Source organism: Saccharothrix sp. 6-C (assembly GCF_016695385.1).
Taxonomy (GTDB): Bacteria; Actinomycetota; Actinomycetes; order Mycobacteriales; family Pseudonocardiaceae; genus Actinosynnema; species Actinosynnema texasense.
The window spans coordinates 6,617,707-6,643,163 of sequence record NZ_CP064192.1; the positions used below are offsets into that span (position 1 = coordinate 6,617,707).

Sequence of the window (25,457 nt, forward strand, 5' to 3'; positions counted from 1 at the left end):
TGTTGTGCTGACAGGCGTGCCGCTTGAGGGCTTGGTCCACGGTCATGGACAGGACGAGCGACTTCGGCTTAGCCACCGAACACCTCCCCCTCGACCTCAACCACGATGCTGTCCAGCTGCTCAGTGATCATGTCGATCTCGGCTTGGCTGAACTCGCTGCGCTCCTTCGGGCCGCGCCCAACTGCCGCGTTGGCCTTCTTGTCGACGGCCGCCTTCACGATCACCCAGTTGCTCTGGCCAAGGTGCTTGGTGTCGAGATCGCGGCCTTCGGGATTCATGTCGTGTTCGCGGATGAGCTTGCCCGCCCGCGTCTTGATCGCCTCGTCCAGCCAAGTGCGCGAAGCCTGACGGCGTGCCTGCTTGGTGACTGGAATGGGCTGCAGCTGCTCGATCGCCTGCTTGTAGTCCTCGGGAGTCACCCCGGCCTCTACCAGCAGTTTCAGCGCATCCTTCAGCCGGCTGTCGGACAGCAGCGGCAACTCCTGAAGCGTCACCGTGCCCGGCTCGACGATCCGCACGGCGTCCGGGTCACGGTTGCGCGCCATCTCGTCAGTCGGATCAACCTCACGACTCGGCTGACTGCCTACCGGAACGTCCTCGGTCAGGAGCTTGAACCACTCCTGATCAGCCTCGGCGAAGTCCTTGAAGTCCTCCCATGCCTTCACAGTGTTGGCACCCGCATGAAAGACGACCGAGCCGTAGTTGAGAGGATCTCCCGGAGCCTGCTGCTTGATCACTCGCATGATGCGCCCAACGAACTGCACGAACGGCGACAGGCTGGCAAAGATGCTGAACACCGCGGCGACCGACAGGTACGGGTGATCAAAGCCTTCGCCAAGCATGCGTACCTGCACGATGACGTCCAGGTCGTGGCTCTCCAGCTTGGCCAGGACGGCATCGTTGGCCCTGGAGTCCTCGCGGCTGTGAATGTAGTCAGCGCGCTGGCCGCGTTCGGCATAAGCCTTCACGACCTGCTTGCAGTGCTCCATGTTGAGGGCCGAAGCGATGATCTTGAGCCGATTTTCGCCAGTCGCCTCACGGAGTCGGTGCAACTCGGTGATCGAGGCGTCAACGATGGTGTCCAGCGTTTCCTTGGAGCTGACGATGCTGCGGCGGAAGTCGGCATCCTCCTCGCCCAGGCGGCGCACCTCATCGAGGCTGACCTCGACCTCCTTGCCGTCCTCGCGTCGTACGTAGCGCAGTGACGACGGGTTGAGCACCAGGCCCTTGACGTGCTTCACAAAGCCTTGCTGCACCGCTCGGTAGATCGGGTAGGTGTAGACGATCTCGCCGGACATGAGGCGACCGTCGGAGCGGGTCGGCGTGGCGCTGACGCTCACAATGCGGGCTGCCGGGAACTTGGCGCGCAACACGTCCCAGCTCTCGGCGACGTTGTGATGACCTTCGTCGAAAAGGATGAGGTCGAAGAAGTCTTCCGGCAGGTCAGCGAGCCACTTGTTGTCAGCCCCGCCTCGCTGGAGTTGCTGGATATTGGTCACCACCACATCAGCAGCGTCGAGGTCAGAGCGGTTAGTGGTGGAGCCACGGATCTCGGCTGGCTCGGGGTACTCAGGCCCTGGCAACACCTCGCACTTGCGGTAGAACATGCCTGGATTGGTCGGGTTGAAGTCGCGCAGCAACTGCTTGGCAATGCGCAGCCCCGGCGCGATGACCAGTACACGGCGAGCCTTGAGCGCGAATGGCGCGAGCGTGATGAGCCCTGACTTGCCACACCCCACCGGTAGCACAATGCCCGCTTCGCGATGGTTGCTGATGTCGTCGAAGTGATCAATGATGGCATCATACGCCTCTGTCTGCGGTTCACGCAGGCGGGCATTGCCGTCGATGGTTGGACTGAGGTACCGAAAGGCGGATTCGTCACTCAAGTGAAATTCCCCTTGTCCCAGAACAATAGATATTGAGCGGTTGCTGATGATTTTGTTAAAGGCAGCGCTTTTAACCAAGTCGCCCTAACCGTTTCCCTGCTAGCGCGCCCGCTCAAACCGTCCTTGCTTGTACGCGTACGTCGCGCATCGCACGCCCGGCGTTACAACGGGACAGCAGTACAGCAACCACCCCCTCGGGCACCTGTGTGCGTTCACTTCCCGCCCGTACACCTCCCCAGCAGGTTCCGCCGTCGCAGCCAAGATCGCCTCAGCATCGGTACGGTTCCAGGAGCAGCCTTCGGTGGTGCTGTCGTCGTGGTGGGCGGCGCTGGACATGCTCTTCACGTCGTGGAAAATCGCTGCCCAGCGCTGCTCCTGGGTGCGCCGGACAGCCGGGGGTGTCCGTGACGAAATTGACGAAATTTCGGAGAGGACGACGGCGACGGCCAGCCAGGAGATGTTCTCTAGCACCCCTACGGCAGTTGGCCACGCAGTGTTCCCACTGCTGGCCGCGCAGCTCGGCACACGCCTGGCGAAGCCGGGCAGTGGCCTGAACCAGCAAGGCTGCGTCCTCGGCGGCCTGCGCGGCGGTGAGGCCAGGGTTGGTGAGCGGACCGGACCCCCGGATGAGAACCCCACTTCAGTCCCGGTCTGCTCCAGCAGCTCCTGCCAGCCTGCCTCGGCCCGAACCGCCGCCGGTTCCTCGACCCGACCGAGCGAAAAGCGCAGCTCGTCAGATGCAGAAGCCGCGTCATCCATCGGAGGTCGAGGCATTGTTCGAAGGCCAGTGGCGGCCGGCACTCCCACCTGCCGGTTAGGGATCTCGGCACGTGCCGCGCCCTAGCCGGACCTCGGGGAGGGCACCAAAGGATGGGAACAGTGTTGACCAGCGGTCTCCGAGCGGATGTTTGGTGGTGGAGGCCAGTTTCGACTTGTGACAGTTAGGTGAAGTTCGCATCCGGTGACGCGCTGTTGTCGTTTCGTCGGCACCACAGCAATACGTCGCGGATGACCGCCGCCTGTTGCCAGCCAAGGCGCTCAGCTTCAGCGCCGTCAACGAGGTTGATCTCGAAGATGATGATGTCCGTGGCTTTACGTCGCTGCTGGCGGCGGGTCCGCTGCCAGGAGTCGGGTGTCGTGTTCATGCTGCGATCTGAGCATCGGAGTGTCTCAGTGCTTCGAGGTCGGCTTGGTCCATGCCGCCCCACACGCCGTAGCTCTCGCCATTGGTGAGTGCCGTGATGGCACAGGCGAGGCGGACCGGGCACAGGCGACAGGTCTCTTGGCAGTCCACCGCAGCCCCGCTTCCTGGCTCGGCGTCGATCCAGTCGACTTCTCGGTCTGCGTTTCGGCATGCTGCGTGCACGTGCCACTTCGGTGCACGCGGCACCATGAGCGTGGTCATGCGGCCGGACGGAGAGGGCCGCCGAGTAGGTAGTCGGCGAGGTGTCGGGACGCGGTGGTGAGTTCGGAGGCGACCTGGTAGCGGCTCATGCCGTGTCGCTTGGCCGCGGTCGTCCGGTTGTCGTGGTCGAGGAGGACTTCGGAGACGAGGTCGGCCTGCTGAGGGGTGACGACGCCGGAGAGCATGGCGCCGGCCAGGACGAGGTCCGGGTGGCCGCCTGCTGAACGGAGATCAGCGACATCGGTGAGTTCGGATCGCGTCATCGCCCGTCGCCGCTCGCTGTTGCAGGCTTCATGCCCGCGTCGGAACGCGGCCCAGTAGAGCTGCCCGTACACCTTCCGAGCCCGCGCGTCGGCGACGTCGAGCGCTTCGAGGAAGCCCTCGAGGATCGCGGAGTCCAGGTCGTTGCGGTCGCCGGGGAACCGGGAACCGAGCTTGCCACCGATGTGCTTCAGGCCTGGCATCATCATGGCGGCGGCCACGGTCGTCCACGGCTCCGGCTCCGCGTGTGCCCGTCGGACCAGCTCCTGCCACACGGCGTCTTTGGTCACCCAGCTCGTTTGCCGCTTCAGCAACAGCACGCGTACCTCGTCCAGTGGCAGCACCTCGGCGGGCAGTCCGCATCCCAGTGCCGCGCAGTCGAGGGTGAGCGGCTGCGGTCCGGCGGTCATCGCCAGGAACCGCCGCTCGATCACGTCCAGGTGCGAAGGGGAGAACGAGGTCATCGGAGAGGAGCCTTTCCGGGGGACGGGGACATCTCACTGCCTAACCCGCCCATAGCGCCGTCCGATGGGAAGGATTCACCAGAACGGGTGATGTGTCGCTGTTGTCCTCGGCTCGCCACCCTGTGTTCGTACCCTGGGCGCGTGATCGATCACGACGAGATGCCGGAGACGGAGGCACCCGTTGATCCGTGGTCGGCTCTACTTCCGGGACAGGAACTCGTCCCGGCCTACTTGACCTCGCGGTTCGCGGCGCAGTACCGGGTGATCGTCGAAGTCCTGTTGGCCGAGCAGGACACGAGCCTGACCGGGTTGTCCTTTGACGAGGTGGCCGCCGGGGTTCGCGCTCGCCTGGTCGGGCAGGTGCCGGCCGAGGTGGTCGACCGCCTGCTCGCTCCCGAGGTCTTGCACCTCGACGCGCGGTTGGAGCGGTTGGTGCAGTGGCGGGTTTTGACCCGCTGGCAGGAACCCGCACGCTCTGGGGAGGACTTCCTGCGTCGACGTGACCGATACCAGCTCACCCCGAGAGCAGCCGGTCTGCACGTCTTCTGGTCGTCGGTCGACGACACCGAGGAGGCTGCGGGTGATCTCACGTTGGCGCCGCGTGCCATCCACGAACGGCTGATCGCTTTCGCGGAGTCGATTCGCCAGGCGGTGTACACCGTCGCGGCGACGGAGTTTCAGCAGGTCGGCGCCATGCACCAGGCGATGGCCACGGCTGCTCGCGGGTGGCAGCGCACGTTGGCCCACGCCCTTTCGGGTGGCCCGGACCAAGCCAAGCAGGACTTGTTGTGGCAGACATTGCGTTCCTACATCGGCATGTGGGGTGAGCAGGTCGACGTCCACACACCGCGGATCGCGGAGCTGGCAGTCGAGCTGGACCCGCTGTTGACCCCTGACGTGTGGCGGGCGTGCGTTCGCGCCGCGTTGGACACCGATGCGGACGACGAGGTGGTGGCCGCCCAGGCACGCCGCTGGGAGCACACCTGGGAGGCCCTTGGTTCCTGGTTCGGCGGTGCTGACAGCCAGGCCCGGAGGCTGCGGCGCCAGCTGCGTGACCTGGTCGCTCCGTGGGCGCGCAACATGCACCTCCTGTTGGACACCGGTGGCGCGGTCACCCGCCGGGCTGAACTCCTGGCCCTGGCCGTCGCGGTCGAACGCGCTCCCGACGACGAGAGCGCCTGGCGGATCTGGGACACCGCAGTCGGAGCGTTCTCCGCACGCCACCTGCTGCTGGCGCCGGACTCCGCCGACGACAGCGACTTGAGCTGGACCACCGCACCGCCCGCGCCGGTCACAGCCCGGTTCCGCGAACAAGGCGCTCGCGCCGCGGTCGGCAGGCGGACCAAGATCCCGGACTACTCGACGGGCAAGAGTGCCGCCCGACGGGCCAGGCTCGCCGCACAAGCCGCCCGCAGCGGCGCGGAGGCGACGCTGCGTCAACGTTCCGGAACGCACCTGGCCGACTGGGGCGAGATCACCGACGCCGAACTGAACCTGCTGTTGGAGTTCGTCGGCGTCGTGCGGCGGACGCGGTCGGAGAGCGCGGTGACCGGGGACGGTCGGTGGCGGATCACGCTGCGTCGACCACCGCAGGCGCACGACACCACGAGCCTGCACGCTGACAGTGGCAGCATGACGACCTTGAACTGGTACTTCGAAATGGAGCCCGCGTGAACCGCGAGGCTGCCGACCGGCAACGGGCGTTCACCGCCCTGCTCCGCTCGCCGGTGCTCGACCGGCGCACCCACCCCGAGGTATGGCCGCTGGTACGGGTACACCGCGCGACGTTGGGCGAGTGGTTCGCCCAGCGGCTCGGCTACCGACTGGTGGTGACCGACTCCGCAGCCCGGTTGTTCCGGCTTCCTGTTGACGGTGCCGTCGTCGCGCCCCGACGGTTCAAGCCGCCGACCCGGCGGGTGCTCGTGCTGGCCATCCTGGCCGCGGCTGCGGCCGAGGACGCCGAGGACATCACCACCACCCAGGACCTGTCCGACCGGGTCCGCGTGCTCTCCACGCACGAGGACGTCGAGCTCGCCCACTACGACCCCGACCGGTTCGCCGAGCGCACGCTGTTCGTCAAAGCTGTCCACCTGCTGGTGTCCGTGGGGGCGCTGCGGCCGACCGCTCGTGACGACGAGGATCAGCGCGAGGGGTGGGCGCACCGCCGTGACGCGATCGGCGGCGCCTACGAAGTCCGCCGCGAGTTGCTGCTGCGCCTGGTCGACCCTGCCTCGTTGCGCGCCGCGCTCACCGGAGGACGCGATGCGGGAGCGCCTCACGAGGCAGCGGCGCGGATCGGCTTGATGCGCAAGCTGGTCGAACTGCCCGTAGTCCTGCACGAGGACCTCACCGACGCAGAGCGGTTCTACCTGACCGGTCAGCGCCACCGCGTCCTGACCTGGTGCGCGGAGATGACCGGCTGGGTGGTCGAGCAACGCACGGAAGGGATGGCGCTCATCGCCGCCGATGAGGCGGACACGGACCTGCCGTTCCCGAGGCTGCGTGCCGCCGACTTCGCCGCCTTGATGGTTCTTGACGAGCTGGTGCGGACGTACGGTGCAGGTTCGGTCGTCACAGCCGACGAGCTGGGTGCAGCGGCCACTGCGGTCCGGGAGCGGCACTCCAAGGCGATGACCAATGACTTGCGCGTAGGCAACGCCGTGGAATCCACGGCACGAGATCTGCTGGGTGCGCTGGACCTGTTGCGTCCGACCGGAGCACCGGACAGATGGCGATTGACCGCCGCAGCGGCCCGCTACCGTGACCCGCGGGTGGTGGCCGTGAACGCGAGGCTTGACGAGGAGGATGAAGGTTGACCCGACCGGGACCTGACCGCGAGCGGTGGCTGGCGGCAGCGATGACGGGTGGCCTCCCGGAGCCGGGTCTCCACCGCTGGCAGCCCTTGCGCGTGGGCATCATCAACCTGTGGGAGTACGACCAGGCGGAGTTCTGGTTCGCCGACGGCCGTCTGGTGCTGCGCGGCGGCAACGGAGCAGGCAAGACGAAAGTGCTCGAACTGACGACCTTGATGCTGCTGCGCGGGGAGATCGGCGCCTCCGTGCTCGATCCGTTCGGATCCCAGCACCGCACGATGCGCTTCAACTTGTTGCCCACGGGTGAGGATGATGACCCCCGTCCGCCTTCGGACGCCGGTCTGGGTTATGCCTGGGCCGAGTTCGGCAGGCTCGACGACGACGGCACGGCGCGGTTCTTCGTCTGCGGGCTCGGTGTCAGCGCCCGTCGCGGCAGCGGCACCTCCGCGGTGACCACGTGGCACCTGGTCACCCACCTGCGTCCCGGACGCGACCTGAAGCTGTCCACGGCCGACCGGCCGCTCGACCAGAAAGAGCTCAAGAAGGTCCCCGGCGTCACGGTGCCCGACAGCGCCGCGCGATACCGCGCCAGGGTGGCCTCCGAGCTGTTCGGACTGGGCTCCGACGCCTACGACAACCTGACCGAGCTGCTCAAGCAACTGCGCAAGCCCAAGCTGGGGGAACGGCTCAACCCCACCAGCCTGGCAGAGACGCTGCGTGCCGCCCTGCCACCGCTCGCGACCGCGGAAATCACCCAGCTCGCCGACGGGTGGGACAACCTGGAGAAGCTGCGAACGGCCGTGGAGCAAACCCGCACTGCGGCCGTGCGGCTGGCGGGGTTCGTGCGCACCGGTTGGGCCCCCTGGGCGCGCACCGTCGTGCGCCACCGCGCCGACGCGCTGACCGCGGCGACCACTGAGCTGGACCGCACCACCAAAGACCGCCGAGCTGCGGAAACCGCGTTGACCACCGCCCGAGGTGAAGCCGACGAGCTGGACAAGCACATCAGCCGGGCGCGAACGCACCGGAGTGACCTCGGCACGGAGTTGCGCGAGTTGCTGGACAGCCAGGCATTCCAGGATGCCGTGAGCGCGGCGAGCCGCGTCGAAGGGCTTCGTGACCAGCTCGGTGCCCTGACCGGGCAACTCGTGGGAGTCGAAGAACGCCATGCTGGGGCGGCTGAGGACGTGGCGGAAGTCGCCGAGTCGGAGGTGAACGCGGCCTCCGCCGCCGAGCAGGCCGAACTGGATGTGGTTCGGGCGTCCGAACGCGTCCAGGCCGCCGGGCGCCCCGCCGGACTGCACCAGTCGGCTGCTCGGCACCTGCCCGCTCGTGACGTGCCCGCGTTGCGCGCCGACCTCTCGGTCCGCCGGGAGCGCTTCAACCGGTTGCAGCGACTGCGTGCGGAGTTCGACCGGACCGAGTCGAACACGGCGCGCTCGGCCGACCTGCTGGCCGACCGGGAGTCAGACCTCAACGAGGCCGCCGAACAGCGAGAACTGGCGCGTGACGGCGTCGAGACCGCAGTGGACACCCTGCGCAGGCAGCTCCGGGAGTGGAACACGAGCGTCGTCCTCGCCAAGGCTGACGAGCGAACCGTCGAGTCCTGGTGTGATCTGGTGGCCGAGCTGACCGCCGTGGACCCGGCGGGCGCTCCGGCCGAACAACGCGGTATCTCCCCCGCAGCGGCGGTCGCCCGGCACGTCGAGGGGGTTCGCGACACGCTGAGATCGCGTCGCGCGGCACTGGTCCACGAGCACGGTGCGCTCGTGGTGGAACACGAGCAGGTCACAGCCGAACTGGACGGGGTGCTCGACCGAACAGAGCGCCCGCCAACCCCTCCGGGCTCGTGGCGCCGTCGCGATCGGCCGGAGCCCGACAGCGGGCTGGGCGCGCCGTTCTGGCGGTGTGTCCAGCCCGTCGGTGAGTTGTCGATGGACAAGGTCGACCTGCTGGAGGCGACCCTGGCCGCCGCAGGAGTGCTCGACGCCTGGCTGAGCGCCGACGGCAAGCTCATCACCGTGGAAGACGGGGAACAAGCGGACACGGTGGTGCGCGCGGGGGGAACCCGAGTTGACGGGAACCTGACGCAGATCTTGGAACCCACTCCGGTCGGCGGTGTCACGCAGACCGCCATCCACGCCGTGCTCACCTCGATCGGCTGGCACGACTCCCGCCCCGACGGCGATGCGGCTGGCACCTGGTTGGCGGCGGACGGCACGTGGCGGTGCGCCGCCCTGTCCGGACGCGCCGACGTCGCCCGACCCGCCTCCTACCTGGGGGCCACCGCCCGCGAGTCCGCAAGGCAGCGGGAAATCGACCGGCTGCGGACCCGACTGGCAGCACTCGAGGAATCGACCAGCACGATCGAAGCCAGGATCGGAGAACTCGACGACGACCTGCGCCGCCTCGCCGAGGAGTCAGGGAGGCTTCCGGGGGAGCGCGTGGTCACCGACGCCGTCACCACCATGCGGGAGAGGGAACGGCAAGCAGCCGACAGCGAACGCAAGGCGGTCTCGGCCAGGAACACCCACCGTGCGAACGAATCCGCCAGGGACACCGCCTGGGCGGACTTCTCCGCGTATGCGGGCGAGCACGCCTTCCCGCTGGACGATCTGGCACTCCACGACGTGGCTTTGCGGGACTACCACCAGGCCGTGGACGAAATGGCCCGACGAAAGGAACTGCTCGACCTGCGCACAGCGACTCTCACACGCGTGCGAGGCGACCTGGCCGGCGCTCAGCGCAGGCTCGCCGGCGTCGATGCCGAACTGCACGACCTGCGTGGGCGGAAGCGGAAAGCGGAGGTCCGCCTGCGCACCGCGGAAGAGGCACTCACCAGCGATGTCCACGCGCAGTTGAACCGCCGCGCCGAGCTTGACCGCCTGGTGGAGCAGGTCGACCGCGAACTCGAGGAACTCGGGAAAAGGCTCGCGGGCGCGCTGGTCACGGTCACCCGAGCCGAAGAAACACTCGACCGGCACGAAGAACGCCGCCAGAGTGCGGAACGCAGGCGGGATGCCGCGCTGTCGGTGTGGTGGGAGGTGTACGACGCGGGCCTCGCGCAGCCCCTCGGGCTTGAGGAACCGGAACGCCGAAGCGTGGAGTCCGCGCGCGAGTCGACCCGCGCCGCACGCCGGGAATTACCGGACCCAGGTGACGAGGACCGCGCCTGGCGGCTCTGCTACAGCAAGCTCGAAGCACTGCGACAGGACCTGCTGCCCGATCGCGACGCCCGGGTGCAGGAGCCGGACCAGGACGGCGCGATCCAGCGCGTGGTCGTCCTGGCCGACAGCTCCGCCGGCTGGCAGGCGCCCCCGACCGCCGCAGACCTGCTCGCCGACCAGGTACGCGCGCAGGAGAACGCGTTCGACTCCGAACAGCAACGAGTGCTGACCACCCTGCTCGGCTCCACGTTCATCGAGCACCTCAAGGACCGGCTGGACTACACCGCCCGGACCTTCACCGACATCAACAAGCAGTTGACCAGCCATCCGACCCGGCACGGCAACGCCGTGCAGCTGAAGTGGGAACCCGACCCCACCGACCCGGACGCGGGCACCGTCGTGGACGCGCTGACCCAGGGCTACCAGCAACTCTCACCCGCACGCCAGGAGACGGTGCGCTCCTTCCTCGCACGCAAGATCGACACTGCCAGGGCGGACGCGGCTGCCGGGGGCTCCGCCGACTGGCGGGAGCAACTGTCCACCGCACTGGACTACCGCGGCTGGCTGAAGATCTCGCTGCAGTACCGTCCTGGTTCGACCAGCCGCTGGGTGCCGTTCGACGCCGCCAAGCACGGCGCCAAGTCCGGCGGTGAGAAGGTCGTGCTGCTGTCCCAGCCGCTGTTCGCAGCCGCGGTGGTCGCCTATAACGCGGCCGATGGGCACGCTCCGCGGTGCGTGTGGCTGGACGAGGCGATGACCGGCGTGGACGACGAGATCAAGGCGTCGTTCATGGGCCTGACGGTGAGCTTCGACCTGGACGTGATGCTGACCGCCCACGACGAGTGGTGCAAGTACCCGACCGTCCCGGCGGTGGCCGTGTACGACCTGGCCAGGCACAAAGGACTGCCCGGAGTCGACGCAGTTCCGTACCTGTGGTGCGGCGGCGAGTGGACCACGGTCGCACTGCCGATCTCCGACGTGCGCGCGGACGAGGCGCTGCTGGCGGCGGACGGCCTGTTCGCCGAGGTGGACGCAGAATGACGACCACGATCCCGCCTGGCATCAAGGACTGGGCACGCCTTGCGGGTCCCGCAGCCGTGCTCGACGCCGTTCACACCCGGGCCAGACGCGGGCACCGCACCGAAACGGGAACTCTCACCGGCGTCGCTCTGACCGCGGAGCAACGTCGGGAAGTCGCGCTGCTGCTCGGCACCCGGTGGGAACTGTCTGGCAAACCCGTCCGCCTCCAAGACCTCGCGGAGAAGCTGACCGAACACCACCTGACCGTGCGCCGACTCGTCGAAGCACTGCACGGCGAACAGATCGAACCCGACAAGGCTCACCGCAGCCGAGCCCAAGCCGAGGCCGCCGCTGAGCGCGAGCGCGCGGCCACGCACCTGATCGAGTCGGGTGTAGCCGCACACGCGGTGGAACGGTGGCTGGCCGACACCGGCTTGCCTCGGCCGGGCTCGGGTGAGCTCCAGACCCTGGCTGAGCAGGTGGCGACCGTCGTCACCGGACTGCGCACCACGAGCAGTGGGACAAGGCTCGCCCAACTTGCCGCTGACACCCTGCATGACGCCCACGCGCTCGATGCCGATCGGCAACTGGGGCGCGGAGTGGCCCGCCTCCTGGCGATCGAGCACGACCTACCCCGACCACAACGAGCCGGTCGAGCCTGGCGCGCGGCGTGGGCCGCTGCGGGGGTGATGTGCGACGGCGTGTCCTCCCGCGTGCTGGCGTTGAACCTCCCACTGACCGGTGAGTCCCCGGCCGCGAGGCTGTGCGCCGCCGCTCCCGGCGAGCCCGTCTGGCTGACGCTTCGTTCGCTCACGGGCGCCTGGACCGCTTCCGCGAGCGATGTCTTCGTGTGCGAGAACCCCACGATCGCGGAAGCTGCCGCCGATGCGCTCGGCCTGACCTGCCCACCACTGGTGTGCACCGACGGGATCGCCTCCGGCGCTGCCCTCGACCTCCTCGCCGTTCTCGCTACCGCCGGCTGCACGATCCACGCGCGGGCGGACTTCGATCCGGCCGGATTCACCGTCGCCGACCAAGTGCTCTCTGTGGCGTCCGGTGCGCTGTCGTGGCGTTTCAACGCGCGAACTTATGCCGCGGAGTGCGGCCTGAGCGGTCACCACGACGCCCCCGACGATCTTGCGGCTGCTGTCGCCGGGCTACGGGTGGTCTATGACCTCGCACGTTCTCCGGTGCACGAGGAGCGGCTGCTCGCCCTACTGCTGTCAGACCTCGCGCCCGGAGCAGGCCCTGCGGACAGATATTGAGCCGAAAGTGTTCGGTTGCCTACATGATGGTGTAGCGGACGTGGGGGGCCCGGAAGTATCCGCGGACGATGTGCGGCTGGCGTTGGCGGCGGCGCAGGAACCGTCGGGTTTCGTGGGCGAGGCGGTCCCCTCTTGGTCAGACTGGTGCGAGACACCTCGTGTGATCGAGGTTCGTGATCAAGGGCGGGATCGGAGATTCTTGTGCTCGTGTCCACCCCATCCGACAAGCAGTCCCGGCGTTCCTCCGGCGCGACACCCACCGATCCGGCCGCGCGTCCGTCCCGGCGGACGTTCACCACCGAGTACAAGCTCGCTTTGGTCGCGGAGTACGAGAATGCCCCGAACGGGGAGAAGGGCGCGATCCTGCGCCGCGAGGGCCTGTACTCCTCGCACGTCATCGAGTGGACCCGGGCTCGAGACGCGGGCCGGTTGGGCGGTGCGGCGGCGGAATCGACGGCCTCGGCGACACCGGCGCGCAGGTCGGCCGAGCAGGTCGAGCTGGAGAAGCTGCGCCGGCAGAACGAGAAGTTGGCCTCCGACCTGGTCAGGACCCGGATGGCGCTGGACATCATGGGAAAAGCTCACGCGCTCTTGCGGGAACTCTCCGTGAGCACGGACGAGGGCAGGCCGCCCAGGACGTGACGGCGGCCGCGTTCGCCGAGCTGCGCGCCGCCGACGTCCCGGTAACCACGTCGTGCGCGCTGACCGGCAGGTCCCGGGCCACGCACTACCGCCACGCCGGGATGACGGGCCCGCCGTCCGGCCCCCGGCCGCGACGTCGTCCGCCGCCGCACGCCCTGGACGCAGCCGAACGCACCGAGGTGTTGGAGGTGTTGACCAGCCCTGTCTACCGGGACCTGGCGATCCCGCAGGTGTGGGCACGCGAGTTGGACGAGGGCCGTTACCGGTGCTCGATCTCCACGATGTACCGGATCGCCCGCGCCGCCGGGCAGGTCCGCGAACGCCGCCGCACCGCCACCCACCCGCCCCGGACACGCCCGGAACTGCTCGCCCGTGGTCCGAGCCAGGTGTGGTCGTGGGACATCACCGCGTTGAAAGGGCCGGTGAAAGGCATCTGGTACCGCTGTTACGTCGTGCTGGACATCTTCTCCCGGTACGTCACCGGGTGGCTGGTCGCCGCCGCGGAGGACGCGGTCGTGGCCAGGGACTTCCTCGCCGACGCCGTCGCCCGCAACGGCACCGCGCCACACACGGTCCACGCCGACCGCGGCGGCGCCATGGTCTCCAAACCGGTCTCCGCGCTCCTGGTCGACCTCGGCGTGCTCCGCTCGCATTCCCGTCCCCGCGTCTCGAACGACAACCCCTATTCCGAAGCCCAGTTCAAGACGATGAAGTACGTGCCCGACTTCCCCGAACGGTTCGGCTCCCTGGCCGACGCCCGCGCGTTCTGCGAGGAGTTCTTCCTCGCCTACAACCACGAACACCGTCACTCCGGCATCGGCATGCACACCCCCGCGTCCGTCCACTTCGGAACCGCAGAACAGATCCGCGACCAACGCCAGGCCACTCTCGACCGCGCCCACACCCGACACCCACAACGCTTCGCACACCGACCCCGACCACCCCGACTGCCCGAGACAGCCTGGATCAACCAGCCTGTCGAGCAACCGCAACCGACCCCGTAAACACAACCTGTCTCATCTGAATTGACAACTACCGGTCGACGTTGTGGGCGCGTGAGGCGTTGATGTTGCGTTTGAGGTCGGCGTTGAGCAGCTCGTCGGGGTTGAGCTCGGGGCTGTAGCCGGGCATCAGGTGCAGCTCGACCCGGTCGGCGTTGGCCTGCAGCCAGGCGCGGACGGCCTTGCTTCGATGGACCGGGTGCCGGTCGGCGATGACGTGCACCTTCCGGCCCGCCTGGCGGGCGACGCGGTCGAGGAACGCGGTGAACACCGGTGCGGTGAACCGCTCGGTGAACACCGTGAACCACAACGCGCCGCGTGAGGCGACCGCGGACATCACGTTGACCCGCAGTCGCTTCCCGGTCACCCGCACGATCGGCGTGCGACCCTTCGGCGCCCAGGACCGGCCGGGCGGCGCGGCATCCGAGCGCAGCCCGCACTGGTCGACCCACGCGATCGCCGCACCCTCGGCCTTCGCCCTGCTCTCGATCGCCGGATACTCCTCGTCCAGCCACATGCGCACCGCGGCGGGCTGCTGCTCGTAGGCCCGCCGGGCCGGGCGTTGCGGGGTGAACCCGTGTCGGCGCAGCCACAGTCCGACGCCCTGCTCGGTCATGTCGACTCCGACCACCAGCCGGATCAGCTCGACGACCGCCTGGCGGGTCCACAGCGGGCCGCCGATCAGCAGCTCCTCGGGGGTGTAGTCGGCCATCGCCGCGAACAGCGTGCCCCGGTCCTCCGCACTGATCAGTTCGGCGGGGCCGGGCCGTCCGCTGCGGGTCGCCAGACCGTCGCGACCGTCCCGCCGGTAGGCCCGCCACCAGGTGCCCACCGAACGTTCGGAGACCCCGAACACCTCCGCCGCCTGCCGATAGCCCTCGACCTTCCCGGCCTCCAACGCGGCCACCACCCGCAACCGCAGCACCTCACGCTCCGCAGGCGACAACCGATGCGCACCCTCGACCTCGATCACGAGCGATCAACCTACAGAAAGAAGATCACTTTCGACTCAATAAGACGGCGACCTGGTCACTCGGTCGACACTCCTTGCCGAGCGGGCCGACCTCCACTCGTGTCCAGGTCGGCAAGCTGCTCTTCCAACACGTTGACGCGTTCGCGAGCTTTGCCGGCCCTCTTCCTCAAGCGCTCCTCTTCGACGCGGGCACTGGTCAACGAATCTTGCAGATTGCGCTTCTCGGCTACGAGTCGTGCGCCGTCTGACGGAAGTTTGACTGAGGAGATAATCCCACGTACCTGCTGACAGTCGGGACAATGCGTGACGCTTCTGTACCAGGACGTGTTCGAGCGGTGCTGAATCGCCTCGACGACGTGATCACATGTCAACGTCAGTTGCCAGGTGTCGAGCTCCGAAGGGTCCGGCTTGCTGCTGCTGAAGATCTCCCGGATGGCCGCGACCTGCTCCTCGCTCAGAGGAGGCGGTGGGCAGCAGTATCCGCAATGCTGCGCCCTCGACCCCTGCAGGGTCCAGCGGTGACTCCGACAATCCGGGTGACGTAGTTTGAAGTCGGCTTCCGCGAGGTCGTACTGCTCACGTTGTTCCGCGTCCAACTTGAGCAACGGCGGCCAACTACCCAGGCGATCTGCCACGGGTAGGCCGCATCCGCGACAATCTGCTCCAGCGTTTATCTCCGCGTGAGTCAGGTACATCCCATTCGCTACCCATCCGCGCTGCCTTTCCTCTCGTCGGTTTTCGTCCTGCTCGGCCTCCAACGCCGCCTTGCGACGTCGGTTCAGCGCGCGCTGCGCCTTCTCTCCCTCTGCCAACTTCGCCACTGCATCCCCTCTAGAGCTCCCGGGCCGAGCGCATGACGATCACTCCGCAGTCCCCAGGGATCGTACTCAAGGCATAGATCTTCATCCCACGAGCCGGACCTCTCGACCACCGAACCCGAAAAATGCGGACTCATCCATCCGTACGTCGCCGCTCTTAAGAGCGGCTGTCGTGGCGGCTGGACTTCGGCATCGGGTCGTGGCTCAATGTCGACCATGCAGATCGGCGAGCACTGGGTGTTCCGCGACCGTCCGAAGGCATTGGGTGAGCCAGCTCACCGCGTGGAAGTGGTCAGGCTCGAAGGGCCACGGCGTCAGGGCGACGTGCACGTGCGCTTTATGGCCGGTGAGGAAGCCGGACTCCAGGAGTGGGTGGCGCGCGGGCAGCTGGTCGCCCTATGGGACGACGTGGAGCCGTTCCTGCACGACGACCGGCGTCGACTCGCAGTAGTCGAAGAGTCTGTCGACGTGAGAGGTACATCCGAGTTCGACGCGGCGCGCTTCGTGTTCGACTTCGTACGCCCCAAGAACGTGTTGCGCCTGCACACGACGAAGGCGGATGCCGGTGTGGCGGAGATCTTCGATCTCGCGAAAATCGCGACGTTGCTTGGTATCGAGCCAGATGAGCTGACCGCCCAACCGCTCTGCTTCGTCGACCGCAACGGTGTCCTCGTCTCCCCGTGGTCAGCGACCCGAACCATGGCACGCCGGATAGCCGACAAGCTCGGTGAGGAAGTCCTGGGCAAGGCCCTCGACCAGGAGCGGCGTCTGCGGGACCGCTATGACGGCGAGCCGTCGTGGCGGCGTGACGACAAGGAGTTGCGGCAGTTCGAACGTGTGGCGAACGTGCTGCGCGAGTGGTGCACCGGCGAGGTCGTCGAGCGTTTCGACGAACTGCGTGCACTTCGAGAGGAGGTGGTCCGACTGGGCGAACTCGTTCAACGAGCTGTCGCCGAACTGCGCCAGCGGAAGGCGCACGCTATGGCTGCCACCATCGAGCGCGACCTCGGAGTCCTGGATGCCACGTCTGGTGCCGGTACGCGTCGGCGTTGACTTGCGGCGTTGGAGCGGCGTGCGGCCCGCGGTACTCCTTTTCCGGACGGTGTGGGCTCCATTCGCCCAAGTACGGTCGCAGTTCGTCCGGTGTGGGGGTACGGTCGAACTCGTCCGCGGTGAGTCCCTTGGGGTCACGCACCGGGTCGATGCTGTCAGCCATGGACCGCCCCCAATCGATCCACGACGACAGCGCGTCACGACTATCGGGTAACGCCTCGGTGCGCTCCCGAAGCGCGTCGCAAAAGGCACGGACCTGGTCCGCCATCAGCCAGGAATCCAAGGCGTGGCTAAAGATTTCCGCGCGGCGCTCCTCTGTCGCGCGGACGCGGGCCTGAGCCATCGCCTGCTCCCATAGCGCGAGCTTCTCCGCTGCCTCCCGTCTTTGCTGGGCGTCGAACTCCTCCAACGCCCGTCTGCGTTCGCGGTCGGCCTCCTCCTCGGCGGCCACACGATGCTCGATCTCGTCGACGACTTGGTCGAGCATGTTCTCGAGGCGAGCCCGGCCCTTATCGCTCCACGTACTACGCCGTGCGTGGTGTGACTCCACGAGCTCCAGCCGGAGGCGACCTGAAGGAACCGACTCGCGCACCAAGGGCTGACGTTGCCACGAGTAGCGCTTGTGGCTGGCCGTCCCTTGCTGAGATGTATGTGCAACCTCCTCGTACTCCTCTTTGACGGCGACGGTGAATTTCCGTGCGCCCACCTGGATGAAAAGTTCCTTGTGCTTGCGCTTCTTGGACATCGCCAACGTGTAGCCGCGCCGCCCCGCAGCCCGCGATAATCCTTCGACAAGTCCGAGCGCGCGAGGCATCGCTGACTCGGAGACCGCCATCACATCTGGGTGGGCCCGCAACATCCTGGTCAGCTCGGGCGTTGCCGCTACCTGATCGCGAACGCCGAGCCTGATCCGATTCCACTCGGTCTCCTCCGGATTTGCCGCGTCGACGAGCTGGATGATCAGGTCCCCACCGTTGCGGCCCGTATGCCGGAGAAGAAACCCTTCCGGCACGAGCCCGCGCTGCTTCAGTGCGTGGATGGCGCGACGGTACGCCGCGCGCGATGTCTCGTCCGGATTCTCGATCCGCAGAGTCCCGGCGTCCTTCAGTTGTTGAATAAGCCTCGTGGCATCGGGAAAGTTGGATGCGTCTGGCATGGCGGTCGAACTCCCCACCTGTGAAGCAGGATAACGCCCGTGTCGCAGGTAGGAGTCTCCTGCCTCGGTGATCCGTGCGGTCCAAGCCCCGTTCTCCCGAGGAGTCGTGACCAGCCCACGTGCGCGAAGCGCGTAGACGGTCGCGGCTAAGAACTCCTAACGCAATGAGTGGTGGCGTTGGAGGCGTCGCCAGCAGATGATCGAGCAGGCGATGCTGAGGAAGGCCTCGTGGATGTCGTCGCGGATCTCCCAGCGGACGCGCAGGCGGCGGAACCAGTGCAGCAGCGCGAGGGTCTGTTCGACCACCCAGCGGTGGACGCCCAGACCCGAGCCGTGTTCGACGCCGCGGCGGGCGATGACCGGCCGGATGCCCTGGGCGCGGAGTTGGCGGCGGTACTTGTCGTGGTCGTAGGCCCGGTCGGCGAACAACCGGCCGGGCCTACGCCGCGGCCGTCCCACCCGTCCACGCACGGGCGGGACGGCGTGGACCAGCGGCATCAACTGGGTGACGTCGTTACGGTTCGCGCCGGTCAACGTCACCGCCAAGGGCACGCCGCCGCCGTCGGTGATCACGTGGTGCTTGGAGCCCGCCCGGGCACGGTCGACCGGGCTCGGCCCGGTTTTGGGCCGCCCTTCACCGCCCTGATCGACGAGGAGTCCACCACCGCCCGAGACCAGTCCAACGCCCCCGCGGCCTGCAACCTCGCCAACAGCAGCTCGTGCAGCCGGGACCACACCCCTGCGGCGTTCCAGTCCCGCAACCGCCGCCAACACGTCATGCCCGACCCGTAGCCCAGCTCCTGGGGCAGGAACTCCCACTGGATGCCCGTGTAGAGCACGAACAGGATGCCGCACAACGCCTTGCGATCGTCCAACCGCCTACGACCGGGATACCGGAACCGCCGCTCGACCTTCGGCAACAGCGGTTCGATCAACTCCCACAGCTCGTCCTCGACCTCCCAAGGCCGACGCCGGGCCACACCAACCTCCCACCGGACCAACACCACATCCGACAAGATCACAGCATACCCAAGATCATTCTGTTAGGAGTTCTAAATCAGGCGTGTGGGAGCCGATTTGCCCGTCACCCGCCGCCACTTGGCGGAGAACGGACACCTGACGCTCGTTCAGTTTCGCGCGCCGCTGCACATCGCAAGCACACACCCTTGCGGGCACACTGGGCAAGCCGACTCACCGGCTGCTCCTTGCGTTACCGCCCCGGAGGCGCAACTCGGCCGTCCCGGCCGCGGAACGAGAGCGTGTGGAGGCTCGCGTGTGTTCGCCTCAGCCCGCGCCAGCGCTGGCTACGACGAGCTCTGTGAGGGGAGAGGGGTCGGTAGGGGCGATGTACCGGTAGCTCTGGGGCGGCTGGAATGCGGCGTGTGATCGCAACCAGCTGAGCGTCAAAGGTTCCGGCAGCGCCCGAGGAGCGGCAATGGCGAGTGCGGTGGCGTGTTCGGCACCGGTGAAGTAGTCGGCGAATTCCGCCTGGGACAGGCCCAGCCTGCCGCGATAGCGGCGCCAGATGGCCACTGGGCTGGCGGTGTCCCTGTCTGCCAGGGTCGCCACGCCCACCACGGCCATGACGGGGGAGCTGGCGTAGAGGACGAGAAGCGTGCCGGATGGTGCGGATACGCGGGTCCGTCGCAGTTCGATGGTCTTCGTGCCGTCGAGGATCGCCTGGGCGAATCTGGGGCGAAGCGACAGCAGCAGTGGGCGTGGGGCGGGCAGGTGCTCGCCTTCGGGTGCTGGTGTCGCGATCATGGCTCGGACCTTATCTGCGAGCGCGGACGAACACACGTTCGACGCGATGCGTTCTAATGTGACCGGGGTTACGCAGTGCCGGTCTGGTATAGGGCGGCGAACAGTTCCGACTTGACGGGTTGAGGTCCGTAGAACGCCTTCGGCCCGCCGTGCTGCTCTCTGAGCTGGTTGTACGTACTGGTGGAGATCGGCCTGTCGAACAGTTCGGTGTCGGAGAACCGCACGGCTTGCATGGTCGGTCTGCCGTTGGCGAGCTTCTCCAGAAGCGGCAGGTCGAGCACGCCGTAGTGCTTGAGAGCTGCGTGCAGCCGTACCGGCGTATCGACGTCGATGGCGTCCAGGAAGGACGTGCCGATGATCTCCGCCGAGGTGTGGCGCCCTTGGCTGACTCGCCACAGGACCCTGGCGGGCGCGGTCAACCTGGCGTCATCGGCCCGGTAGTAGACCTGTTCACGCCCAAGGGACAGTTCGATGGGGCGGGTCGTGAGCTGGATCGGGTAGCCGAGCAGGTCGCCGCTCCACCTGACCTGAATGGGGATGACGTAGTGCGGTAGCGCGCTGTCGGTGAGTTTGGCCGGCCAGAGTGACCGCTCGATCTCGGCGGCCGTGTGAGGGGGAAGACCAGGGCGCAGCAGCGGCCCCGGCCCCACGTTGACGAGGTGACGTGCCTCGTTGGCGGCGTGGCCGATGTCGTGGCTGCTCCCGCACATCGGAACGACCCATGCGTACCGGTGGTCACCGTGGTGGTGGAACGGGTCGGACGCCATCGCGCGGCCGAGGACGCCGCCCACGTGCCGGTCGGAGACGTCGATTACACGTGCGCCGTGCTCCCGCGCGTCGCGGCGTAACAACCAGAGGAGCTGGCGGGCGATCGTGTCGGACAACTGGTGTCCAGCCGTCCGCAACAGCGGTACCCGTAAGACCTGATCGTCGAGGTACGCGGCGTAGCAGGCGATCGCGGGCTCGTCGCCCGTGCGGATCAGCCAGCGCGGCACCTCCTCCCGCGCGAGTCTGCGCAGCAGGTCGCGCAGTTCGCCGCGGGTCTCACCCGAAGTCCTGCCCAGGAACTCCAATAGGCGGGGCTCGTCATCCGCGCCGGCTCGCACCTGGTCGTAGGCACTGCCTTGAAGCCGTGCGGGCTGGTAGGCCCACGCCCGCGCGACCTCGTCCAAGTGGGTGACAAGGTGATCCGGATCGAGGACGTGGAAGGAAGCCAGGGCGGGCACCGTCCGCTGCAGGCTCTCGAACCGCCTTCGTAGCCCGTCGTCCCAGGTCAACAGGACACCAACGCCGGAGGCGGCCGCCTCCGCGATCTGCCACAGGTCTCCCTCGTCCTGGGGCGACAGCGCCCGTCCGGCACCGGCCGACGCTCGGACCAGTTGCGCGAACACCTTCTCGGCTTCACCGGCAGCCCCAGTCCGCCGTGTGTAGTGGTTCGCGGCCTGCTCGATGGGAGTCCGTTGGTCCAAGGGGCGGTGCGCCAACTCCCGGTCGACACCGTTGGTCACGACCAGGCGAAGACGACCTTCCAAGTGATCGGCGACCAGTACCTGGGACCGCTGCGCGCCGGGCATGTCCGCCCGTGTGTGTAGGTCCATGAGGATGTTCAGGTCGAGAGCCGCCTCCAGCAGATCCGGCTCGTCTGCCAGCAGCACGGGTTGAGTGAGGAAGCTGAACAGGTCCTCATGGCCGTGATCCAGCCACCACACCGTCATCGGGCTGCGGTCCTTGCCGCGGCCGATGGCGGGACCGCGGGCGTGGAAACCCAACGCCTCCCACATGCGGTTGAGCCCGTAGTCGTCCCGGCACTTGGCTCGTATACCCAACCGTGACGAATGCCTGGACCGGATCTCGGCCACCAACGCGCTGGCCACACCCGAACCTCGTGCCTCGGAGGCCACGCACAGGTGCGACAGCATGACCTGGTTGTTGCGAGGCAGCCGGAACAGGGCGTAGCCCACGGGCCGGCCGTCGATCTTCGCGGCCATCAGGCTGCCTCGGTACGCGGCCTCCCGGAACGCGCCCGCCGGCATCATCCCCAGGGTTCGGCTGTACCGCTTGCCTAACTTGATGATCTCATCGACCACCGGATCACCCGGCCGTACCTCGTCAACCTCGAGCGTGCCCATAGAGCGGGCACTTTACTGGTCATCCTGCCGGGACCGAGGTGGTAACCGACGCCGACCCACCCCGTCGCCTGTCGTATGCGTGTCGGCCCTGGTCACGATGCTCAACGCCGTCGCCGAGTCGCGCTCCTGCGGTCGCCGGTCGAAGTTTCCGCATGCGAGACAGGCTTCTCGCCCAGGCACCGGCAGCCGTCGAGCTGCAGCTGGCGGGCCGCAGACTCCGCCCATGCCGCCGAGTGAGTGCTGAAGCTCGACGCCTGCTCAGAAGCTCAAGCGGAGTTGCACGACTGGGCCAGCGAAGGCCGTATCCCCGTAGGAGACCAACGGGAACAGCAGTGACCGGGGATGGGCGTTTTCCGCCCCTCAAGTCAGCCTCGCGGAGGGAACAGGGATGACCTGCGGTAATGCTTGATCACTTTGGTGCCCCCGGTGCGACTCGAACGCACACTGGACGGATTTTGAGTCCGCTGCCTCTGCCGATTGGGCTACGGGGGCCAGCGGGAGCACTGTACTCGATCAGGTCGCCCGGCCGCCGTTCGGGTCGGTGGCGGCCGGGCGGGGGTGGTCAGGAGCGGACCAGGCGGCTGATCGCGGCGGAGGCTTCGGCGATCTTCGCGTCGGCCACCTCGCCGCCCTCGGCCACGGCCTGGGCCACGCAGTGCTTCAGGTGCTCGTCGAGCAGCCCCAGGGAGACCGCCTGCAACGCCTTCGTCGCGGCGGAGATCTGGGTCAGCACGTCGATGCAGTACTCGTCGTTCTCGACCATCCGCTGGAGGCCGCGGACCTGCCCCTCGATGCGGCGCAATCGCTTGAGGTACGCGTCCTTGTCCGCCGTGTAACCGAGCATCGCTCCCGACCTTCCCTACCCTGGGCGGGTATCCGTGTCCAGGATAGGCCACTCGACCGGGTGTGACCGGCACCACGGGGTGACGCGGAGGGGGCCGCACATTTCGGCACGGTGCGGTTTGTGTCGCGAAATGACCCGTCCGGGGGCATCGGACACATTTTCCCGGCGAAAGGTTAGGCGATATTCCTCTCGTGCACTATGGTGTCGACCTAAGCGTGTGGCGCAGTAACAAGTCGAGGGCAGCACGCGCTATGCGAGCACACACGGAGGAACAGTGGCACAGCAGACCGTCGTCCAACTCATCGACGACCTCGACGGCAGCGAAGCCGCCGAGACCGTGACCTTCGCGCTGGACGGTGTGGAGTACTCCATCGACCTCTCCAAGGACAATGCGGACAAGCTCCGCGAGTCCCTGGCCGACTTCGTCGCCAAGGCGCGCCGCGCAGGTGGCCGCAAGCAGCGCAAGGGCACCGGCAAGAGCACGGTAAAGGCTGGTGACAAGGCGCAGGCCCAGGCCATTCGAGACTGGGCCCGCGCGCAGGGCCACCAGATCTCCGACCGGGGCCGCATTCCCCAGGGCCTGGTCGTGCAGTTCCAGGAAGCCCACGCTTCCTGACTGGCGCCGTTTTCCCCTGCGGTGGACTACCTCTGCCGCAGGGGAGAACAGCAGGTCAGGGCAGGGTGGAACGCCCTGGGAACGCCACGCCCGCCAGCCTGAGCAGGGCGGTCGCCTTGACCGCGGTCTCCTCGAATTCCTCCTCGGGGTCGGACAGCGCGATGACCGCGCCGCCGACCCCGAAACTCACCTTGTCGCGGTCCACCACCAGCGTCCTGATGACGATGCTGAAGTCGGCCGTTCCGGAGAGTGAGAAGTATCCGAGCGCCCCGGAGTAGACACCCCTGGGCCCGGCTTCCAGCCCGTCGATGATCTGCATTGTCCGGATCTTGGGCGCTCCTGTCATGGACCCGCCGGGGAACGCCGCCCTAACCACCCGTGCGGCCGAACTACCGGAACGCAGACGGGCCCGAACGGTGCTGACGAGCTGGTGCACTGTCGCGTAGGTCTCCACCTCGAAGATCCTGGGCACCTCGACGCTGCCGACTTCCGCGCAATGGCCCAGATCATTGCGGACCAAGTCCACGATCATGAGGTTCTCGGCGCGGTCCTTCGCGCTGGCAGCCAAGGCCGTGCGCAAAGCCCGGTCCTCGGCGGCGGTCGCCCCGCGGGGGCGCGTCCCCTTGATTGGCTCGGATTCGACGACACCCTGTCGGTCGACCCGGATGAACCGCTCGGGTGAAGTGCTGAGCACGGAGAGCGCACCGAAACGGAGCAACGCCCCGAACGGCGCCGGGCTTTCCGCCCGCAGGAACCGGTAGGCGTCCCACGGGTCGAGCGGCCCGCGCCACGTCACCGTGTTCGTCAAACACACCTCGTAGGTCTCGCCGGCGGTGATGGCCTCCTGGCAAGCCGCCACCAGCTTCAAGTACTGCGAACGGCCGTGTCGCGGCTGCACGGAGCGGGCCCGGGCCGGGCGGGGCGCGGGCGTCGGGGGCGCGCTGAATTGGCGCAGGAAATCGGCCGTTCGGCCCAACCAGCCGTCCTCGTCGGACAACGCCAACAGGTAGACGCACCGGGAATCGTGGTCGAAAACCAGCGCCCGGTCGGCGAACACGAATGCCGCGTCGGGTTGCTCCGAACGGTGCGCCGCCGTGCCGCCGCATTCCGCCTTCAGCTCGTACCCGAGGTAGCCCACCCAGCCGAGCGCGAACTCGAACGGCACGTCCGGCGGGGCCACCCGCCACGCCGCCAGGTCGGCCTCCAGCCAGTCGAAGAACGGCCCGGGTCGGGTCACCCCGTCGACCGTCACCTCGCCGGTCCACACGTCGTACGTCGCCACGCGCGCCAGCGGCCCGGACGCGTCGCCCATCACGGAGAACCGGCCCCGGTCCCCGGTGAGGCTGCTGTCCAGCCAGAACGCGTCGTGGGACGCCCCGTACAGCGCCGCGTGGACGTCCTCCGGCGACGGGTGCACGTCGACCCGCCGCACCAACACCTCACGGACCGCCTCAGGCGCCGATTCAGGTGCGGAAGGGTCCGGCTGAACCGACGGAGCCGACGGAGCCGACGAGGCCGGCACCGCCGGAGGAGCCACCGGCAGCACGGGCAGCACGGCGGCGCGCTCGGTCAGGTCGCGGAAGTTGGCCAGCAGCTGGTGGCCGTGCGACGTGCACACCGACTCGGGGTGGAACTGCACGCCCCAGGCGGGCCGCGACCGGTGCCGCACGCCCATCAGCACGTCGTCGGACGGCGCCCAGGCGATCGGTTCCAACGACGGCGGCAGGTCCGACACGGCCAACGAGTGGTAGCGCACCACGGGCAGCGGCGACGGCAGGCCGGCGAACACGTCCACCCCGGTGTGCCGCACGTGGTCCACCACGCCGTGCCGGGGCGTGACCAAGCCCACGGACGCGCCGTGCGCGAGGCACAGCCCCTGGTGACCGAGGCAGACGCCCAGGAGGGGGATGTCGGCGTGCTCGACCACCGCGCGGCACAGGCCGAAGTCGGCCGCGCGCTCCGGCCGGCCCGGTCCGGGCGAGATCACCACGTTGTCGAAGCGCCGCAGGTCGGACAGCCGGAACCGCGGGTCGTCGTGGGTGATGACGACCGGTTCGCGCCCGTTCACCTGAGCCAGGTACTGGAAGAGGTTGAACGTGAACGAGTCGTGGTTGTCGATGAGCAGCGTCCGCATGGCAAACAGCACGGTACCTGCACAGACACCCGGTAGGAGGCCCCCG

18 protein-coding genes, 1 tRNA gene and 1 pseudogene are annotated in these 25,457 nt (G+C 67.8%); 7 read left to right on the plus strand and 13 right to left on the minus strand.

Translation table 11 applies throughout. The features are described from left to right. Positions 1-68 precede the first annotated feature (68 nt). From IOD16_RS27890 to IOD16_RS27905, 4 genes are all read right to left on the minus strand, one after another. Positions 69-1,886, minus strand: coding sequence for a DEAD/DEAH box helicase (locus tag IOD16_RS27890; RefSeq protein ID WP_201436738.1), 1,818 nt, complete (start codon positions 1,884-1,886; stop codon positions 69-71). 941 nt (positions 1,887-2,827) lie between these two features. Continuing rightward, positions 2,828-3,031 (minus strand): hypothetical protein, encoded by a 204-nt coding sequence (locus tag IOD16_RS27895; protein WP_201436739.1) that lies wholly within the window; start codon positions 3,029-3,031, stop codon positions 2,828-2,830. Continuing rightward, complete coding sequence (locus IOD16_RS41575) at positions 3,028-3,291, minus strand: WhiB family transcriptional regulator (protein WP_201436740.1); 264 nt, start codon at positions 3,289-3,291, stop codon at positions 3,028-3,030. Before IOD16_RS41575 ends, IOD16_RS27895 begins: the two co-directional genes overlap by 4 nt. Continuing rightward, a complete protein-coding gene (locus IOD16_RS27905; RefSeq protein WP_201436741.1) occupies positions 3,288-4,016 on the minus strand; it encodes a hypothetical protein in 729 nt (242 codons plus the stop codon). The genes IOD16_RS41575 and IOD16_RS27905 overlap by 4 nt, the downstream gene beginning before the upstream one ends. A gap of 141 nt (positions 4,017-4,157) precedes the next feature. On the opposite strand from IOD16_RS27905, the gene IOD16_RS27910 reads away from it, so the two are divergent. The 5 genes and pseudogenes from IOD16_RS27910 to IOD16_RS27935 all read left to right on the plus strand — a co-directional run bounded on the left by IOD16_RS27910 (position 4,158) and on the right by IOD16_RS27935 (position 13,927). Then, a complete protein-coding gene (locus tag IOD16_RS27910; RefSeq protein ID WP_201436742.1) occupies positions 4,158-5,690 on the plus strand; it encodes a DUF2397 domain-containing protein in 1,533 nt (510 codons plus the stop codon). After that, positions 5,687-6,832: a TIGR02678 family protein gene (locus tag IOD16_RS27915; RefSeq protein WP_201436743.1), complete on the plus strand. Its 1,146-nt coding sequence runs from the start codon at positions 5,687-5,689 to the stop codon at positions 6,830-6,832. Before IOD16_RS27910 ends, IOD16_RS27915 begins: the two co-directional genes overlap by 4 nt. Positions 6,833-6,873: 41 nt before the next feature. Next, positions 6,874-11,037, plus strand: a complete 4,164-nt coding sequence (locus IOD16_RS27920; RefSeq protein ID WP_268957745.1) for a TIGR02680 family protein — start codon at positions 6,874-6,876, stop codon at positions 11,035-11,037. Then, positions 11,034-12,281 (plus strand): DUF2399 domain-containing protein, encoded by a 1,248-nt coding sequence (locus IOD16_RS27925; protein WP_201436745.1) that lies wholly within the window; start codon positions 11,034-11,036, stop codon positions 12,279-12,281. Before IOD16_RS27920 ends, IOD16_RS27925 begins: the two co-directional genes overlap by 4 nt. Before the next feature lie 207 nt (positions 12,282-12,488). Beyond that, positions 12,489-13,927, plus strand: a pseudogene (locus IOD16_RS27935) (IS3 family transposase). Positions 13,928-13,955: 28 nt separating this feature from the next. Here the strand turns inward: IOD16_RS27935 and IOD16_RS27940 are convergent. Continuing rightward, positions 13,956-14,849, minus strand: a complete 894-nt coding sequence (locus tag IOD16_RS27940; protein WP_201436748.1) for an IS630 family transposase — start codon at positions 14,847-14,849, stop codon at positions 13,956-13,958. 104 nt (positions 14,850-14,953) lie between these two features. Further along, positions 14,954-15,718 carry a hypothetical protein gene (locus IOD16_RS27945; RefSeq protein WP_201436749.1) on the minus strand — a complete coding sequence of 255 codons (765 nt, stop codon included), beginning with the start codon at positions 15,716-15,718 and terminating at the stop codon, positions 14,954-14,956. Positions 15,719-15,931: 213 nt separating this feature from the next. Here IOD16_RS27945 and IOD16_RS27950 point away from each other — a divergent pair, with 213 nt between their 5' ends. Then, on the plus strand, positions 15,932-16,768 hold the full coding sequence (locus tag IOD16_RS27950) for a hypothetical protein (RefSeq protein WP_201436750.1): 837 nt from the start codon (positions 15,932-15,934) through the stop codon (positions 16,766-16,768). On the opposite strand, the gene IOD16_RS27955 is transcribed toward IOD16_RS27950, so the two are convergent. The 6 genes from IOD16_RS27955 to IOD16_RS27980 form a co-directional block, all read right to left on the minus strand. Beyond that, positions 16,695-17,924, minus strand: coding sequence for a hypothetical protein (locus IOD16_RS27955; protein WP_201436751.1), 1,230 nt, complete (start codon positions 17,922-17,924; stop codon positions 16,695-16,697). The two genes, IOD16_RS27950 and IOD16_RS27955, sit on opposite strands and share 74 nt — an antisense overlap. A 156-nt stretch (positions 17,925-18,080) precedes the next feature. Beyond that, a protein-coding gene (locus tag IOD16_RS27960) for an IS5 family transposase (RefSeq protein ID WP_201441605.1) occupies positions 18,081-18,904 on the minus strand; the annotation gives its coding sequence in 2 pieces (ribosomal slippage) (positions 18,081-18,550 and positions 18,550-18,904; 825 coding nt in all). A 304-nt stretch (positions 18,905-19,208) separates the two neighbouring features. Continuing rightward, on the minus strand, positions 19,209-19,688 hold the full coding sequence (locus IOD16_RS27965; protein WP_201436752.1) for an ASCH domain-containing protein: 480 nt from the start codon (positions 19,686-19,688) through the stop codon (positions 19,209-19,211). A 68-nt stretch (positions 19,689-19,756) separates the two neighbouring features. Beyond that, a complete protein-coding gene (locus IOD16_RS27970) occupies positions 19,757-21,817 on the minus strand; it encodes a GNAT family N-acetyltransferase (RefSeq protein WP_201436753.1) in 2,061 nt (686 codons plus the stop codon). Between the two features lie 415 nt (positions 21,818-22,232). Beyond that, positions 22,233-22,309 (minus strand) — tRNA-Leu (locus IOD16_RS27975). 70 nt (positions 22,310-22,379) lie between these two features. Beyond that, positions 22,380-22,661, minus strand: coding sequence for a metal-sensitive transcriptional regulator (locus IOD16_RS27980; RefSeq protein ID WP_123746224.1), 282 nt, complete (start codon positions 22,659-22,661; stop codon positions 22,380-22,382). A gap of 274 nt (positions 22,662-22,935) precedes the next feature. Here IOD16_RS27980 and IOD16_RS27985 point away from each other — a divergent pair, with 274 nt between their 5' ends. Continuing rightward, entirely contained in the window at positions 22,936-23,277 is a 342-nt protein-coding gene (locus tag IOD16_RS27985; protein WP_015104119.1) for a histone-like nucleoid-structuring protein Lsr2, read from the plus strand. Positions 23,278-23,332: 55 nt separating this feature from the next. Here IOD16_RS27985 and pabB read toward each other — a convergent pair whose 3' ends face one another. Then, on the minus strand, positions 23,333-25,411 hold the full coding sequence (pabB, locus tag IOD16_RS27990; protein WP_201436754.1) for an aminodeoxychorismate synthase component I: 2,079 nt from the start codon (positions 25,409-25,411) through the stop codon (positions 23,333-23,335). Between the last annotated feature and the right edge of the window lie 46 nt (positions 25,412-25,457).

Bases quoted from the DNA above. Each gene is read 5' to 3' on its own strand.
- IOD16_RS27955 (WP_201436751.1), bottom strand. From the start codon at position 17,924: ATGCCAGACGCATCCAACTTTCCCGATGCCACGAGGCTTATTCAACAA.
- IOD16_RS27950 (WP_201436750.1), top strand. From the start codon at position 15,932: ATGCAGATCGGCGAGCACTGGGTGTTCCGCGACCGTCCGAAGGCATTG.
- IOD16_RS41575 (WP_201436740.1), bottom strand. From the start codon at position 3,291: ATGACCACGCTCATGGTGCCGCGTGCACCGAAGTGGCACGTGCACGCA.
- pabB (WP_201436754.1), bottom strand. From the start codon at position 25,411: ATGCGGACGCTGCTCATCGACAACCACGACTCGTTCACGTTCAACCTC.
- IOD16_RS27895 (WP_201436739.1), bottom strand. From the start codon at position 3,031: ATGAACACGACACCCGACTCCTGGCAGCGGACCCGCCGCCAGCAGCGA.
- IOD16_RS27980 (WP_123746224.1), bottom strand. From the start codon at position 22,661: ATGCTCGGTTACACGGCGGACAAGGACGCGTACCTCAAGCGATTGCGC.
- IOD16_RS27965 (WP_201436752.1), bottom strand. From the start codon at position 19,688: ATGATCGCGACACCAGCACCCGAAGGCGAGCACCTGCCCGCCCCACGC.
- IOD16_RS27970 (WP_201436753.1), bottom strand. From the start codon at position 21,817: ATGGGCACGCTCGAGGTTGACGAGGTACGGCCGGGTGATCCGGTGGTC.
- IOD16_RS27905 (WP_201436741.1), bottom strand. From the start codon at position 4,016: ATGACCTCGTTCTCCCCTTCGCACCTGGACGTGATCGAGCGGCGGTTC.
- IOD16_RS27920 (WP_268957745.1), top strand. From the start codon at position 6,874: ATGACGGGTGGCCTCCCGGAGCCGGGTCTCCACCGCTGGCAGCCCTTG.
- IOD16_RS27925 (WP_201436745.1), top strand. From the start codon at position 11,034: ATGACGACCACGATCCCGCCTGGCATCAAGGACTGGGCACGCCTTGCG.